A 16,221-nucleotide genomic window follows, 5' to 3' on the forward strand; every position below is an offset into this window, starting at 1 on the left:
AAAAGCCCTTTTTGACTTTTTGGTCAGCCCCACTTTCGAAGGGGTTGCATTGTACGGGGCTAATTGGTACCTTTGCGCCCTAACTGGTAAAATCCGATGATTCAAATTAATCAGGAATATTCTTTTCCTCTTGAAAATGTATTGTTCTCTTTTGCACTGGCAGCAGAAGCAGCGGAAGTATTCGAAAGCCATCATACATTAATCACAGGGATTGGTAAGGTGAATGCAGCTTACGAACTGACGAAAGCGATACAGATCAAAAGACCGGCATTGATTGTGAACCTGGGATCTGCAGGAAGCAGTTTCTTTCAGAGAGGTGAAGTAGTTTGCTGTACGAAATTTATACAGCGTGATATGGATGTAAGAGGCCTGGGATATGAATTGTATGAAACGCCGTTTTCAGGGTTACCGCCGTTGCTTGAGTACGGGTTGAAAATGGATGGAGTGAATGAAGGCATTTGTGGTACGGGAGATAATTTTGAAATGGGACATTCCGTTACTGCTTACAATGTGGTCGATATGGAATCGTATGCGATAGCGATGATTGCGATGAAAGAAAAGATACATTTTCTTTGTTTGAAATACATCTCAGATGGGGCAGATGATAATGCGGCGGAAGACTGGCTGGTGCAGGTGCATAAGGCAGCAGTAGCGTATGGAAAGTTACTACAGATCAAATAATAAAAACATTCATGAAAGGGGGAAGATTCCAGCTCCCTTTCTTCCTGTCGTACTGAAAAAATTCAATCCTGCAGAAAAACAGGCGGCACTTATATGACGAAGATTTGCCTATATCCCAAATTGCTTGTTTCCCAACAATAAAAGCACCAGAACCGCCAGTCCCAATAAATGCCCGGCCACGTAATATGGCCAGGGTTGATGCAAATCGTAAATCATAATTTTTTCCGGCAAACTTATCTGGAAACCTGATTTTGTTCAGTGATTAATATCACATACTGATAAAGGTCATCAGACAACAGGATTATAGCCATATGTAACAAAAGTTACTTTCAGCATCTTCGCCGGAAGATAGTTTTGTCTCCAGATGAAAACTATTTAATTAAAAACCACCATTTTAATTTATGAAGTATCTGATTATTGGCGCAGTAGCAGGAGGCGCATCAACTGCCGCCCGGTTAAGAAGATTAGATGAACATGCTGAAATTGTTATTTTTGAAAAAGGCGGGTACATTTCCTATGCGAACTGCGGACTACCTTACTATATCGGTGATGTGATCAAAGACAGGAATAAACTGTTTGTACAAACGGCCACTTCATTTTCAAAAAGATTTAATATCGATGTGCGGGTCAATTCTACTGTGACAGATATTGATCCACACAATAAAACTGTGAAAGTATTTCACCAGCCTTCGGGCAAAAAATACGAGGAGACTTATGACAAATTAGTTCTCTCCGTAGGTGCTGAACCGATACGCCCTCCCCTGCCCGGTATCGATAACGAAGGCATTTTTACTTTAAGAAATGTCAATGATACAGATAAAATCAAAACCCATATTTCACAGGCGAATATTAAAAAAGTAGTCATTGCAGGGGCAGGTTTTATTGGTCTGGAAATGGCGGAGAATATCCATGGACTGGGTATACAGGTGGAGATTGTTGAAATGGGTTCGCAGATACTCGCGCCAGTCGATTTTCCTATTGCGGCGATCATCCAGCAACATATCCGTAAAAAGGGTATCACCTTACATTTAAACACGGCCGTGACTTCATTCAATAAAAATGAAGTAGTATTGAATAACAGGGATGTGATCAACGCCGATATGGTAATTTTGTCAATCGGTGTAAAACCTGATCTGCAGCTGGCTACAGCAGCTGGCTTAAAAACAGGCAAAGGGGTCATTGTCAATGAATACCTGCAAACATCTGACCCATACATCTATGCTGTGGGTGATGTGATCGAGTTCGAAAACCCAGTGACAGGGGTTTCTATGAATACCTTCCTCGCAGGACCGGCAAGTAAACAGGGACGTATTTGTGCGAACAACCTGGTACATGACAATGTGCAGCGTTACAATGGTTCTATCAATACTGCCATTGTAAAGGTTTTTGATATGACAGTGGGCGCTACAGGGCTTGCCTCCAAACACCTGAAAGCGGCTGAGATAGAGCATATTGTCTCCACGACACATGGTGTATCTCATGCAGGGTATTACCCGGGCTCCAGACAGATGACGATTCAGATCACTTTTTCACCCCGCGACGGGCAGTTACTCGGTGCGCAGATTGCAGGTTACGATGGGGTGGATAAAAGACTGGATATCTTCTCATCCCTGATCCAGCAAAAGAAGACCATATACGATCTGGTTGAATTTGAACAGGCATATGCGCCTCCTTATTCTTCTGCAAAGGATCCAATCAATATAGCGGGTATGGTGGCAGAAAACATACTGCTGAAGCGATTGCATGTGATATACTGGGATGATCTGGAGAACCTGGATTTCTATGAAGATGTATTGATTGATGTGCGCACAGCGGATGAGTATGAGATGGGGAATGTAAAGGGATCTATTAATATTCCGGTGGATGAGATACGAAATAAGATATCGTCTATACCGATTGATAAAGATATTTATATTTATTGCGAGGCGGGATTAAGAGGATACTTAGCGCAGCGTGTGTTATTGCAAAATGGGTTTAACAGAGTCTGGAATATGTCTGGCGGATACAAGACATGGAAGACCTGCGTGAATGAAAGTTAAGCAGGATGTATCAAAAATAAATGAACCTCCTTAGAACAGCATAAATGGAAACCTGGCTCCATCAGGTATCCGAATGAAATGAGCGTGTATCTTACTTTTGATACACGCTCTTATTTTATCCATTCATTACCTTCGTTGTATTCCTGACAGATCTTTACACCCTACCGAATGAGCATGGTATACCTGATAGGTTGCCCTTTGCGCAGGATGACTTTGCCGGCAGGTATTTCACGGATTTCGCCGTATTGATATACTGTTCTTCCTCTAACCCCGGAAATAACTGTCTGGGTGAATACTTCCCCCTAATATTAAGATCCGGAAGGGAGTACTTGTGTTACTAAAGTTACAATAGTGATATATTTGTACAATGGCAGTTTTAAAATCTTTAGGCATCTTTTTACTGGCAGGTATCTGCGAAATAGGTGGTGGCTACCTGATCTGGCGCTGGATACGGGAAGGAAAACCCTTATGGTATGGGATTGCAGGAGGTATTATTCTGGTATTATATGGCATGGTCGCGACTTTACAGACAGCCAATTTTGCGAGGACCTATGCAACCTATGGTGGAATTTTCATTGTTTTATCTTTATTATGGGCCTGGAAAATAGACGGGTTCCGACCAGACCGGTATGACATTATTGGAGCAATTATTGCATTAATAGGCGTTTGTACTATCTTTTATGCACCCAGAAATATATGAAATTTAGAATCGCAACCCTAACCGACTTAGATACGATCACCGCACTTGAACACAGATGCTTCCCTTCTAACGAAGCCGCGTCACGCGAGTCATTTATCAAAAGACTCGAGTTTTTCCCCGGTCATTTCTGGGTATTGGAAACCGAAGGCCAGCTGGTGGGTTACATCAATGGAATGGTGACTGACAATGAAACCATTGTAGATGAAATGTTCGCCGATGCTCACCTTCACAATGAAGAGGGGAAATGGCAAAGCATATTTGGCCTAGCCGTATCACCTGATTTCAGGAAGCAGGGGTATGCCGGACAATTGATCCGCCATTTTATAAATAAAGCAAAGGAGGAAGAAAGAGTGGGTGTCACGTTGACATGCAAGGAATATCTTGTGCCTTATTATGAGAAGTTTGGGTTCAGCAACCTTGGGATTTCTAACTCCGTACATGGCGGAGAGATATGGCATGATATGACATTTAAGTTCTAATGCTATATTTAGGATTGAAATATTCCTCCGCTTCGCAATGTTCATTAATAGTCATTATCTGTGTAGTGATTGTGCCTGTTATGAAAGTGGCTTTTTTAAGAAAAAGAGGCCGCATCTTACTAAATAAGATACAGCCTCTATCTCCTATAAAGCTCCTTACGGTTTCACACTAATCGCCACACCTCCACCCGGTGCCAGCTTTTGCTTCAATACCGTCTTATTCGCCACCACCATTTTCTTAATCGTATACTTCTGTGGATTTACTTTCCAGCTGATATCTTTATCATCTGCATACACCGTCGCCGTATACTTCTTCCCTGCCGGTAAGAAATCAAATTTAATTACCGCCTCACGTGCATTTTCATCCGTAATACCACCAATGTACCACTCTTCTTTTGCCTTGGCCTTCCGTGCAATCGTGATATAATCTCCGGGTTCTGCTTCCAGCACATAAGTATTGTCCCAGTCAACCGCTACATCTTTAATAAACTGAAATGCATCGGCAAACTTATTATAATTCGCAGGCAGATCCGCCGCCATCTGCAACGGGCTATACATGGTTACGTACAGTGCCAGCTGTTTTACCAGTGTAGTGCTCAGTTTCGCTTTATTCTTACCATACACCTCCAGGTTTCCTTCAAAGATGCCTGGTGTATAATCCATTGGTCCACCCATCAATCGCGTAAATGGCAGCACACAGGTATGATCCGGTCTGTTTCCACCAAAAGATTCGAACTCAGTTCCTCTTGCAGATTCCTGTGCTAACCAGTTCGGCCAGGTACGGCACAAACCAGTCGGACGCACCGCCTCGTGAGAGTCTACCATTATTTTATACTTCGCCGCCAGCTGCGCCACATGCAGATAATGGTTCACCATGTACTGCCCATCGTGGTATTCGCTATGTGGCTGAATAGGTCCAACATAACCTGTCTTCACGGAATTATAACCATTATCTACCATGAACTGAAATGCATCTTCCAGCTGACGTTCGTAATCCGTTACGGAAGAAGTCGTTTCATGATGCATAATGATCTTCACATTCTTTGAAGCAGCATATTTGTGCAGCTCCTGTACATCAAAGTCTGGATATGCTTTCGTAAAACTATAGATATGCTCCTTTGCATTTGCCGTACCATCTTCCCAACCTTCATTCCAACCTTCTACCAGCACGGCATCAAAACCATTCGTTGCCGCAAAATCAATCATCTCTTTTACATGTGCAGTATTAGCGCCATGATGTCCATTAGGTGTTAATGTCTTGTAATCTGTTTTACCAATGATGATATCCTGATTGTCAGTATACTGCCAGGTAGAACCACCACCAGTAAAGTATTCCCACCACACACCAACATACTTCACAGGATGGATCCAGCTCGGGTCTTCAATGGCACAAGGCTCATTCAGGTTCAGTATCAGGGTAGACGCCAGTATCTGACGCGCATCATCACTCACGATCACCGTTCTCCATGGACTGGTTTTCCCTGTCTGCACAAATCCCCTGTTACCCAGTTTATCAGGAGTCAGGTGTGCACTAAAGATAAAATGCTGGTCATCTACATTCAGACACATTGCCGGGAAATCTACCAATGCGGCTTCATGAATATTTACATACAAACCATCATCTGATTTCAGCATAAGGGGAGTCTGCACCGCCAGATTTGGTGTAGGAGAATTAGCCGCCATCGGTTCTCTCGCCTTGCCAATCAGGGAATGAATCTCTGAGATTTTAGACGTTACTGTTTCAAACTCATTCGTATCATAATCTCCCGGCAGCCAGAAGGCCTTATAATCTTTGGCCAGATTAAACTCTGTCACCTCATTCTGAATACTGAGATGGCGCAGGTTCGGTTGAACAGGGAATTCATACCTGAAACCCAACCCATCATTGAATAACCGGAAGCGGATATCCAGCTCTCTGCCTGTAGCAGCCTGTGTAAGCTGTACGAACAATTCATTGTGGTAATCCCTGATGTCTTTTTGTTGTCCCCAAACCGGTTGCCAGGTCTGGTCTTCCGATTTGGTAGCAGTCCCCTTAATGGTAAAGTCCTTACTGAATGAACCCAGTTGTCTGAGTTCAAATCCCAGTTTACTTTCATTGATCACGGTCTTGCCTTTATACTGTAATGTATAAACAGGCACCCCACTGTTCACTTTAAAAGCTAAAATAAAATTTCCATCTGGTGATCTCAACTCCTGTGCATTAACTGAAAGCACGCATAGAAGCGCACATAAGCATGATAGATAAAAGCTGCGCATAGTTTAAAATATTGACCTTGTATAACTGTTAAAAGTATTGTCAACCCTCCTTACTTATATATAATAGGGATCACCTCCCAACCTGATGGTGATCAGTCCCTAAAAGTGGTATTCTCTTACAACTTACATGAACCAGGAAAAGCTATTCCTTCACTTCGTCCTCCTTCAGTGCATCATTGAACTTCTTCACTGCTTTCATATCTTCTTCAATCGCCGCAGGCAGGTTCTTACCGTGACATTGACTATATGGTTTCATACTTCCACAATAGCACTTAGCCCCTATCTTCTTTCCTTCTGACAGGAAAAGCAGCAGGTTATTGAACAGGGCATCATAATGGTTATATACATTACCAGTATAGGTATTAAAATTCACTTTACCATCTTCCAGCACTGTTCCATATTGTACAAGAAAATCTTTCAGATTTGCCAATGCGATCAGGTGATCTACCAGTGGGTTATTACTAACGCTGACACGTACATGCTTCTCATCACCATTAAGATTGTCATCAGGAATGAACATCATTTGTGCGATCGGCGCGGGAGGGGGTGTCACAGCCATTAAATCGCCATTTTCATTCTCCCACACTTCTGTTGGTGCTGCTTCGCAGATAAACTCACTCAACCATACCGCCCACCCGGGTACCATGCGACCACTATCCACTACCTGTGGTTGTACAGGTATAATTTCGTAGTCATATTCTGACCCTACACGATTGATCAGTTGCTGCACAGCGGGTGTAATCTCAATTGGACTTGTCATACATTAAAGTTAAAAATCCCTGCAAGTTAAGTTAAACAATATTTTTTTGCACAAATGATTCCATTGCCCGTGCGAAGTGGAGGTTGGCGAGGGTGGTGAGTTATGGGTATGGCGATATGGGGAATAATTAAAATATGTGATCGCAGGTTTGCGGTCTTTTTTTATTTCTACAGAATTTCCACAGAATTCCCTTCTACCTTCGCCACTCGTATAAATAACAATAATTAGAAGGGAAAACAGCCTGTCTTCTGCCGGGCTGGATTATAATTCTTTCTTCATGGCTGCCTTCGTAGCTTTATCTATCCATCTTTCCGGCAATAACGAAATCAGGAATATCTGCACTGCATGGGGCCAGTAAGGGATGAATGGGTCATGTTTAATTTAGCCGCATATTCGCCAGCGCTTTTCATTTCTCTGAAATAAAGCAATAAAAGCCGTTTAAAGGCTTCGGAAATTCCCCGCCTGCGGGAGGTCGCATCTGCAGCAGGAACAGCTTTATGATAGATTGCAGCGATCATTCCATATGCCACCTCACTGATCGACTTCTCCATATAGAACACCCGCTCCTTCCCCATATCAATCACCTTATGCCTGGCGAAGCTTTCGCTTCCAACCGCCAACAGGTAATGATAGCCGGAGATATATTGAAGGTGTACCAGGTACCCTCACTACCGATAGGAAGAATTTACGAATCAGTCAGATCTTTCAATCCTTTTATCACCTCTTTGGTTGAATAATCCATACTTCCTTCAATATGGCCAACCATTCGCCCCTTCTTGTCAATGATCACTGTGGTGGGCACTGCATTTCCCAGGAAGTTGGAAGGTATCGGACTTTTAGGCGCAAACACCGGCAGGTCATATTTATGCTTTTTCATAAAAGCTTTTGATTTACCCAGATCACCATCTACGTCTACAAAGAGGAACACAATTTTATTATTATCTCTGAATGCCTGTTTCAGCTTATGAATAGAGGGCAGCTCCTGTTTGCAAGGTCCGCACCAGGTAGCCCAGAAGTTGATAAAAACGACTTTGCCTTTGAGGGCATTCAGGGATATTTCTTTGTTATTTTCATCTTTGAAAACAACATCGGGTTGTACGGTGCCGACAGCGAAGGTCAGGTAAAACAAAACGGGTAGTAAAGACATGATGTTAAGTTACAGAATATCTGCCATCCTGCAATTGGTATAAATCAATTCTTCTGCATGATCGCCCTGGCAGTAATTCTCTAAAAAACAAGTTAAACATTTAACCATTAAAACCTTAACTTAGCCCCCGCATGACTAAAAACCAGACGTTTTCAGATTTTACGGATTCACTCGGGATATTAAAGGGGGCTTTCAAAGCGCGGATACGTGCCTCTTTCAAGGAACATAATATTCCACTTACCACTGAAATGCTGCAGGTCATGCGCGTACTTTGGAAAAAAGACGGCGTGAAACAACAAGAGATCGCGGACGCTATTTTCAAAGACAAAGTAAGTATTGTGTACCTGCTGGATAATATGACTAAAAGAGGATTGTTGGAACGCAGGGAAGACATCGCCGATCGCAGAAATAAGATCATCGTCCTTACAGCTGAAGGCAAAAAAATGCGCAGTATTGTGGAGCCATTGCTGAATGAATTGATGGCAGATGCAGTACGAAATGTATCAAAAGACGATCTGACGAAAGCGACTGGCATTTTTCAGACGATTATAAAAACATTACAGGAAGGGTAATGCTTTTTTTTGCCCCATATAGTTAAATATTTAACGGTTTAAATCACTACTAAAGAGCTTTGTTAGCTAGGAACACTAGTGTAACAGTTGTAGGTATAAATATGACCAGGGGAATAGTCTTATTTCCCTGGTTTTTAAATATTTAGTTCTGTTGTACAATTTTGTACAACCACCGAATGTAGACATGAATCAAGAGTGTATTCCTATACCTGTGCTTTCCAGACGGTTGTATAATATCTTCAATATGATTACATTTGCTTTATTATGTCAGCAATACATTTTTACAAATACCAGGGGACCGGCAATGACTTCGTCATTATGGACAATCGCAACGGCCAATATGATTTTCTCACTGAAGAACAGGTGCATTTTCTCTGTGATCGCCGCTTTGGCATCGGTGCAGATGGGTTGATGCTATTGAACAGGCAGGAAGGCTATGACTTTGGTATGAAATATTACAATGCTGACGGCCGGGAAAGTAGTATGTGTGGCAATGGAGGCCGTTGTCTGGTGGCTTTTGCCCGCAAAATGGGATTGGATAGCGAGGTGCTGAAGTTTATCGCCATTGATGGTCCGCACGAAGCGACCATGAAAGGTACTGATTGGGTAAACCTGAAAATGCAGGATGTGAATGGCGTAGAAGTGGGCAATCTCTATTTTTACCTGAATACCGGTTCGCCACACTTTGTAAAGTTCGTGGAGAATGTGAAAGCCCTTGATGTATATGAAGAAGGCAGACAGATCCGCTATAATGAGCGTTTTAAGGCAGTGGGTACGAATGTAAATTTTGTTCAGCCTACTGATAATGGCATCTTTGTTCGTACCTATGAAAGAGGCGTGGAAGATGAAACCTACTCGTGCGGAACAGGCGTTACTGCTGCTGCACTGATGACTTCCGGCACGGAAGAGAAGACTTATACCGTTCCTGTTCAGACCCTTGGCGGTGGACTGGAAGTACGTTTTACCAAAACCGGCGAACGAGCTTATGAAGACATCTGGTTGTGTGGTCCTGCTACCCTTGTATTTGAAGGAGAGATCGATATACCGGCTAAATAAAGTAGCTGGTTGTACGGTGCTTTTACCTTTGTTTTTGAAAGAACAATCAATGATTCGACTATGTGAGATAGCCGGGTGTAGTGTGCTGTTGCCTTCTGTATTGGAAAAGCGGTCGTTATACCGGGTGGGTGAAATATCAGGATGTGCGGTGCTGCTGCCTTCGTTTTTGAAGAAGGAAGTGGCTGGGTGTGTTGTGTTGATGCCTGCGGCTTTGAGGGAGAGGGTGTTACGTCCTGTAAGCGGGATATCTGGATGTACGGTGTTGGTGCCGTGGATGTTTGAAGAGGAGTTACGACCTTCATTGTTATTGGAGGAACCGGAATTGAGTTTGACAGGGTCTGCAATGGCAATGTTGAAGGAGGATACGGTGAGTTTGACAGGGTCTGCAGTGGCGATGTTGAAGGAGGATACGGTGAGTTTGACAGGATCTACAGTGGCGATGTTGAAGGAGGATACGGTGAGTTTGACAGGATCTACAGTGGCGATGTTGAAGGAGAGTACGTTGAGCTTGAATGAATGTATGGTTTCGCTGCCGGCGATTTTGGAGGAGACTGCAATATCCGGAGGCAAGGGACCGCAAGCTTCGTTTGCCGTAGCAACTTCAATACCTGAAAACAGCCTTCCGCTCACGTCCTTTTTAGCAGAAAAGCCGTTCACCATCGCTGAATGTACCGTTCCGCTATCCGCTATTCTAAAAGAAACCACCACCCTCCCACAAATAAACCCACCGTCCATACCCGCCCGCAAAATCCGCTACCCGCGATTTTTGACCCGCCACAAAACCGCCCGGCTGGCAGAGCACGCTGTTAATTAATAATTAAGCAATATGCTTTCTTACTAATTATTCTACCTTTGCGCCCGGATGATCCAATACTTCAAAAATATAGACGCACGGACGGTTGAGATTAAAACCCCTGAAAATGGAGTATGGGTGAATATTACCCCTCCCTTAAAGCAGGCCGAGTTTGAACAACTCTCTGAAGAGCTGGATATCCCGCTCGACTTCCTCACCGACTCCCTGGATATTGATGAAAGGTCCCGCTATGAGATAGAGGATAATGTGAAACTCATCGTTATCAAAACCCCGACGGAGAACAATTCTTTCAACGAAAGCGATGCTTATTATATCACGATTCCTATTGTGATCATTCTGACGCATAACCAGATCCTGACAGTCAATTCTTTCGACAACGCTGCCATCAATAAGTTCCTCAACACCTTCCATAACCGTCATCCTGAAAAGCGGAATATGATGGTGCTGAAGATCTTTGAGAAAGTGGTGATGAACTTCCTCGACTACCTGAAAGAGATTAACCAACGCAGAAATGTATTGGAACAGAAACTCTACGACAGTAACCGAAATGAGGAACTGCTGTACATCATGCGGATCCAGAAGAGTCTTGTGTACTTTGTAACGGCACTGCGGAGTAATGAGTTGTTGCTCATGAAACTCGAGCGAACCAACATTCTCGGGTTGAATGAAGATGAGAAGGAGTTCCTTCATGACCTGATCGTAGATACTTCACAGGCCCTTGAAATGGCGAATGTATATACGAATATCATGGGTAGTTCTATGGATGCATTTGCAAGTATCATTTCGAATAACCTGAATATTGTAATGAAGCGGCTGACTTCGATTACGATCGTGCTTACGTTTCCTATGCTGGTAGCGAGTATTTATGGGATGAATGTGGATATTCCGTTTCAGCGGAATGCACATGCGTTTTATATACCGGTGATGATTTCGATTATTATTTCAGTAATCATCAGTTGGTACTTTATGAAGAAGAAATGGTTTTAGTTGCCATAATATGTGTATAGAAGGCCGCAGGGGTATCCTCTGCGGCCTTTTTTATAATGCCATATGGATCAATTGTTTATGGGTTTGGCATCGGGGTTGTTCCTGATTTGTAAAATTTAGCCATATGGATCAGAATAATTACACGCGCCGGCAAGTTGTAACCGGACTGGGCGCCAGCATTGCTGCTATGGCCATTACCCCGGTAATCTCCAGATCAGGTTCCATGCCTTTAGCGCCTTCGGTGGCGAATAATCATGCTACCGGATTGGAAAATCCGCTCAATAAATACCCTAAACCTCCTTTTCAACCGCAGTCTCAGCCATGGCCGGCATTGGCTTCGAGAATGATACCGAAACCGGATCATGGGGAAGAATCTTATAAAGGAAGTGGCAGACTGGCAGGCCGTAAAGCATTGATTACAGGCGGTGATTCCGGGATAGGACGTGCGGCAGCGATTGCGTATGCGCGCGAAGGCGCGGATGTAGTGATCAATTACCTGCCGGATGAGCAGCGGGATGCAGATGAGGTGCTGGCTTTGATTAAAAAAGAAGGTAGAAAAGGAGTGGGTATTCCCGGTGATTTGCGTGAGGAAGGCTTTTGCCAAAAACTCGTGGCAGATGCGGTACATGCTTTAGGTGGATTGGATATTTTGGTAAGTAATGCGGCAAGACAACAGTCTCATGAGTCTATTCTCGAAATTTCTTCTGAGCAGTTTGACTGGACGATCAAGACGAATATTTATGCGCCTTTCTGGATTATAAAGGCAGCGTTGCCGCATTTGCAGCCAGGGGCGGTGATTATTGCCACAACTTCTGTGCAGGCGTATGATCCCTCGCCTCATTTGTATGATTATGCGCAAACGAAGGCGGCAACGATGAATTTTGTGAAATCACTGGCCAAACAGTTGGCGCAGAAAGGGATCAGGGTGAATGGGGTGGCACCAGGGCCTGTGTGGACACCGCTGCAGGTATGTGGAGGGCAGACGATGGAGAAGTTGAAGAAGTTTGGGGAGGAGTCTCCGATGGGGAGACCCGGGCAACCGGCGGAATTAGGGTCGATTTTTGTGCAGTTGGCGGCGAGTGATGCGAGTTTTAGTACGGGGCAGGTGTATGGAGCGGCTGGTGGTGGGGGGCAGCCTTAGGTGTTGCGTCGATGCTTCTTCGATACTTCTTTGACGCTTCTTCGACGCTTCTTCGATGTAGCTTCAGTGCAATGCCGTCAGATTATATCACCAAAGGGCACTTCAATTTCCCCAGGAAAATGAGGTGCCCTTTTAGTGACATTTTGATAACGATTCTATATCGAAGCTATGCTATAGCCAGGGTATATATCCTACCTAATAATTCCAGAACACCCTGCCTGCATGAGAGGTCCATTTGTATAAACAAACTATTTTTTTACCCTACATTTGCCCTACACAACATTTTTTATATGGCAGCTATGTTCAACGTACGGGTTTATGGCATTATGATCAATGACAAGAAACAAGTACTGGTTAGTGACGAATATATAAAGGGGAATTATTTTACGAAGTTTCCAGGTGGTGGGATGGAGTTTGGCGAAGGAACGCTGGAATGTATTGTAAGGGAATGGAAAGAAGAGTTGAATCAGGATGTTGCTGTGGTAGAGCATTTGTATACGACTGACTTTTTCCAGATCTCTGCGTTTGACAATGAGACACAGATTATTTCTATTTATTACCTTGTCACGCCACTATCGCCATTTGTAGCGCCTTTATTGACAAAGCCATTTGATTTTGAAGTACCGGAAGGTGTGACAGATGTAGAAGCTGCCCGGTGGATTGATTGGGAAGATTTTTCTGCGGAGGCAGTGCATTTGCCAATAGATAAGGTGGTGGCTACCTTGGTGAAGACGAAATATCCATAGGGCACAGACATTACAAATGAAGTAAGTAGGGACACTTCGCCCCTTCCTTTATTTGTAAAAGTCGCTACTTCAGCTGACAAATTTGAAAATATAGTTAATACTTCACCTTGCAAAAACGCTGGTAATTAGTATCTAAAACCCAACGTTTTTTTAAGCCTTTACACAAAATCTCGCCTACCCAATTTCATGACACCTATTCTATTAAATACCGCCATTGTAGTAAAATCGATTTCACTTACAATTACATCACTGCTCTCAAGTACCTGTTCTATTGTTTCAGCTACCTTATCTAAGCTTATAGTGTAAGCATTACTTCTATTAGTGACCAGGTACAACTCAGGGTTATTAAAATACGTTCTTAGTAACTGCCGCACTTTTTCAACTTGATAATCCACACCGACACCAATATATCGCCATTCACTTCCACCATCAACTATTTCCCAGTTAATTTTATTCAAATTGTGATTACACGCTATGAAAATATTTTTCGCATCCATTTTTATAAATTAAGGGGATAAATGAACGTTTTTTGAAATTGATCCCTGTTATTAAAACCAACTGGAATTCCTTCTTTGCTCAATCCTACTTTGCTCTTTAGCCCAGTATGGCCTAGCATTGAATATTCTATTCTTATCTTCCTCACTGGGATTTTCGGAAAGCTCCAACATCTGAAATGTTAAATTCTCACGAGCAAAATCAGTAATAGCATATGAGAAAAATGTCCCATGCACATAAACCGGCCCCGCGTTTGACGCTTGATAAATGATTCCTTTATTCTGCAACCCAATTATTGTATCATCGAGCATTGGCATTTCCAAAGTATCCTTGCTTTGGATATAAAATTCTCTCAACGCAGCCTGTTCGTGGACGTTCAAGCGTGCTATTTCCTTAAGTATTCTCAGTTCTATACGTCTGCTTTGCTGTTTCTTATTTCTTAACGCTAAAAAATAATTAATTAATGTGATAAACAGTAGTGCGGTAGTTATTAGGAATGTAACTCCAATGTATTTTCCATATTCTATTAGAAAGCCGGTCAAGTTTAGTTTTAACAATAGCTTCGCAGGTACGAATAAAATGAGAGTGCAACTGAACCAAATAACGAAAATGAATTTGGTAGGAATTTTATTTATATCAAATAGTTTTTCTAAAAGTTTATCCATCGATATTATTTTAATTGAAATCCAACGTTTTTTGAAATTATGATTATTTACTTACAATTTACTAAAATGTGCTAAATCCGATTAATTATTGGATAGACAGGTAAATAAGGTAGTATTTAATCTTTTGTGTAAATAGTATAGTAAGGGACTGTATACGAGTTAATACCACCCAGGCGGTGGAGTGAAGGGAGGCGAAGCGTAGCGGAGCCGACCGTAACGAAACCGCCTGGGTACGGCTGCAAAAATTTGCCCCGTATTTTTTAACTTTGAATACAGTTTTTTTTATGGAAAATCAGCAACCACATTTCCCAAAAGACTTCTTTAAGCAGTTTAAGAATAAGGAAGAATTTCATTCCTTTTTCAACGGCCTGTTCAAGCAAGGTGTAGAAGAAATGCTGCAAGCAGAACTGGATGAACACCTGGGTTATGAAAAGTATAGCCCCGAAGACCGCGGTAGTGGTAACAACCGCAATGGCTCTTATAAGAAGAAGGTTAAAACGGAATCCCTGGGCGATCTTGCTCTTAATATTCCCCGTGATCGTAATAGCGAATTTGAGCCCCAGCTTATACCAAAAGGACAACGGATGAGCGATAAGCTGGAAGAGGCGATTATTGGTATGTACAGCCGTGGCATGACCACTTCTGACATCAGCGACCAGGTAAAAGAAGTATATGGTCTGGACGTAAGTGAAGGAACCATTTCCAATGTTACCAACCGAATTACAGAACATGTTAAAACCTGGCAAAACCGTCCGCTTGAACCAGTTTACTTTACGGTATGGATGGATGGCATTATCCTCAAAGTAAAACAGAATGGCAAGTACATCAATAAATGCATCTATCTGGTAATCGGATTAAAAAATGATGGGCTAAAAGAGGTATTAGGTATGTGGATGGCTGAGACTGAGTCCGCATCATTCTGGATGAGTGTTTTAACCGATTTAAAGGCTCGTGGAGTGGAGGATATATTAATTGCCTGCACTGATAACCTAAAAGGCTTTACAGATGCTATAAAAGGCGTTTTTCCACAGACGGTCACTCAACTATGTATTGTTCACCAGATAAGGAACAGCTGCAAATATGTGGTTTGGAAAGACAGGAAGGAATTCTGCTCAGATCTTAAAGAAGTATATGGTGCTGCAAATCGCGATGCTGCCGAATTCGCGTTGACTGCTTTTGCGGCTAAATGGGAGACTAAATATCGGCATGCAATACAGTCCTGGCAGAATAACTGGGACAATCTTACCTGCTACTTTGATTTTCCACTGGAGATCCGTAAGATAATGTATACTACCAATACAATCGAAAATCTCAACAGGGGGATCAGGAAGTATACTAAAACAAAGGTTCAGTTTACAGATGATGCTGCCGCACAGAAAGCGGTATATCTGGCTATAATGAACATAGAAAAGAAATGGAGTATGCCCCTCCATAATTGGGGGTTCATACTCCATCAATTTATTACGATCTTTGAAAACAGATGCAGACTCTAAACAGTGCCTTAATCGTTTACACAATATATTTTATAGTCTCGTAAATAATTGACCAGCTTATAATCAAAAAACGACTGAGTTGAGGTTTTTGAAACTTTGATTCGTGAACGAGTTTTTGAAATAGATTAATTTATCTTTTACAATAAGTGTAAGATAAACTTCTTACCAAATTATGAAGTTGTTTACACTT

General features: G+C 42.5%; 17 protein-coding genes. 11 read left to right on the forward strand and 6 right to left on the reverse strand.

The features are described 5' to 3' along the window. The first annotated feature begins 96 nt into the window (after positions 1-96). The 4 genes from BW716_RS32345 (at position 97) to BW716_RS32360 (ending at position 3,899) form a co-directional block, all read left to right on the forward strand. Positions 97-681 carry a nucleosidase gene (locus BW716_RS32345; protein ID WP_083730194.1) on the forward strand — a complete coding sequence of 195 codons (585 nt, stop codon included), beginning with the start codon at positions 97-99 and terminating at the stop codon, positions 679-681. Between the two features lie 401 nt (positions 682-1,082). Further along, positions 1,083-2,720: an FAD-dependent oxidoreductase gene (locus tag BW716_RS32350; protein ID WP_083730195.1), complete on the forward strand. Its 1,638-nt coding sequence runs from the start codon at positions 1,083-1,085 to the stop codon at positions 2,718-2,720. Positions 2,721-3,087: 367 nt separating this feature from the next. Continuing rightward, on the forward strand, positions 3,088-3,420 hold the full coding sequence (locus BW716_RS32355; protein ID WP_083730196.1) for a YnfA family protein: 333 nt from the start codon (positions 3,088-3,090) through the stop codon (positions 3,418-3,420). After that, positions 3,417-3,899, forward strand: a complete 483-nt coding sequence (locus BW716_RS32360) for a GNAT family N-acetyltransferase (RefSeq protein ID WP_083730197.1) — start codon at positions 3,417-3,419, stop codon at positions 3,897-3,899. The genes BW716_RS32355 and BW716_RS32360 overlap by 4 nt, the downstream gene beginning before the upstream one ends. Positions 3,900-4,055: 156 nt before the next feature. On the opposite strand, the gene BW716_RS32365 is transcribed toward BW716_RS32360, so the two are convergent. The 4 genes from BW716_RS32365 to BW716_RS32380 all read right to left on the reverse strand — a co-directional run bounded on the left by BW716_RS32365 (position 4,056) and on the right by BW716_RS32380 (position 8,062). Continuing rightward, positions 4,056-6,089, reverse strand: a complete 2,034-nt coding sequence (locus BW716_RS32365) for a glycoside hydrolase family 97 protein (protein ID WP_235643992.1) — start codon at positions 6,087-6,089, stop codon at positions 4,056-4,058. Between the two features lie 208 nt (positions 6,090-6,297). After that, positions 6,298-6,915 (reverse strand): hypothetical protein, encoded by a 618-nt coding sequence (locus BW716_RS32370; protein ID WP_083730199.1) that lies wholly within the window; start codon positions 6,913-6,915, stop codon positions 6,298-6,300. Between the two features lie 326 nt (positions 6,916-7,241). Beyond that, on the reverse strand, positions 7,242-7,535 hold the full coding sequence (locus tag BW716_RS32375) for a hypothetical protein (protein WP_083730200.1): 294 nt from the start codon (positions 7,533-7,535) through the stop codon (positions 7,242-7,244). Positions 7,536-7,600: 65 nt separating this feature from the next. Then, positions 7,601-8,062, reverse strand: coding sequence for a TlpA disulfide reductase family protein (locus tag BW716_RS32380; RefSeq protein WP_083730201.1), 462 nt, complete (start codon positions 8,060-8,062; stop codon positions 7,601-7,603). 131 nt (positions 8,063-8,193) lie between these two features. Here BW716_RS32380 and BW716_RS32385 point away from each other — a divergent pair, with 131 nt between their 5' ends. The 6 genes from BW716_RS32385 (at position 8,194) to BW716_RS32410 (ending at position 13,378) form a co-directional block, all read left to right on the forward strand. Continuing rightward, positions 8,194-8,634, forward strand: a complete 441-nt coding sequence (locus BW716_RS32385; RefSeq protein ID WP_083730202.1) for a MarR family winged helix-turn-helix transcriptional regulator — start codon at positions 8,194-8,196, stop codon at positions 8,632-8,634. Positions 8,635-8,898: 264 nt separating this feature from the next. After that, entirely contained in the window at positions 8,899-9,690 is a 792-nt protein-coding gene (gene dapF / locus BW716_RS32390) for a diaminopimelate epimerase (protein ID WP_083730203.1), read from the forward strand. 49 nt (positions 9,691-9,739) lie between these two features. Beyond that, positions 9,740-10,504 (forward strand): hypothetical protein, encoded by a 765-nt coding sequence (locus BW716_RS32395; RefSeq protein WP_083730204.1) that lies wholly within the window; start codon positions 9,740-9,742, stop codon positions 10,502-10,504. A 48-nt stretch (positions 10,505-10,552) separates the two neighbouring features. Then, a complete protein-coding gene (locus BW716_RS32400; RefSeq protein ID WP_083730205.1) occupies positions 10,553-11,491 on the forward strand; it encodes a magnesium transporter CorA family protein in 939 nt (312 codons plus the stop codon). A gap of 124 nt (positions 11,492-11,615) precedes the next feature. Next, the gene (locus tag BW716_RS32405) at positions 11,616-12,632 is read left to right on the forward strand and encodes an SDR family oxidoreductase (RefSeq protein WP_083730206.1); all 1,017 of its coding nucleotides are present in this window, start codon (positions 11,616-11,618) and stop codon (positions 12,630-12,632) included. A 290-nt stretch (positions 12,633-12,922) separates the two neighbouring features. Beyond that, positions 12,923-13,378 (forward strand): NUDIX hydrolase, encoded by a 456-nt coding sequence (locus BW716_RS32410; RefSeq protein ID WP_235643993.1) that lies wholly within the window; start codon positions 12,923-12,925, stop codon positions 13,376-13,378. A 158-nt stretch (positions 13,379-13,536) separates the two neighbouring features. Here BW716_RS32410 and BW716_RS32415 read toward each other — a convergent pair whose 3' ends face one another. Both BW716_RS32415 and BW716_RS32420 read right to left on the reverse strand, forming a co-directional pair. Beyond that, complete coding sequence (locus tag BW716_RS32415; RefSeq protein WP_083730207.1) at positions 13,537-13,875, reverse strand: hypothetical protein; 339 nt, start codon at positions 13,873-13,875, stop codon at positions 13,537-13,539. A 51-nt stretch (positions 13,876-13,926) separates the two neighbouring features. Then, entirely contained in the window at positions 13,927-14,538 is a 612-nt protein-coding gene (locus tag BW716_RS32420; protein ID WP_083730208.1) for a superinfection exclusion B family protein, read from the reverse strand. 284 nt (positions 14,539-14,822) lie between these two features. Here BW716_RS32420 and BW716_RS32425 point away from each other — a divergent pair, with 284 nt between their 5' ends. Beyond that, entirely contained in the window at positions 14,823-16,031 is a 1,209-nt protein-coding gene (locus tag BW716_RS32425) for an IS256 family transposase (protein WP_083730209.1), read from the forward strand. Positions 16,032-16,221 lie beyond the last annotated feature (190 nt).

The sequence above is a fragment of the [Flexibacter] sp. ATCC 35208 genome (assembly GCF_001975825.1).
Taxonomy (GTDB): Bacteria; Bacteroidota; Bacteroidia; order Chitinophagales; family Chitinophagaceae; genus Chitinophaga.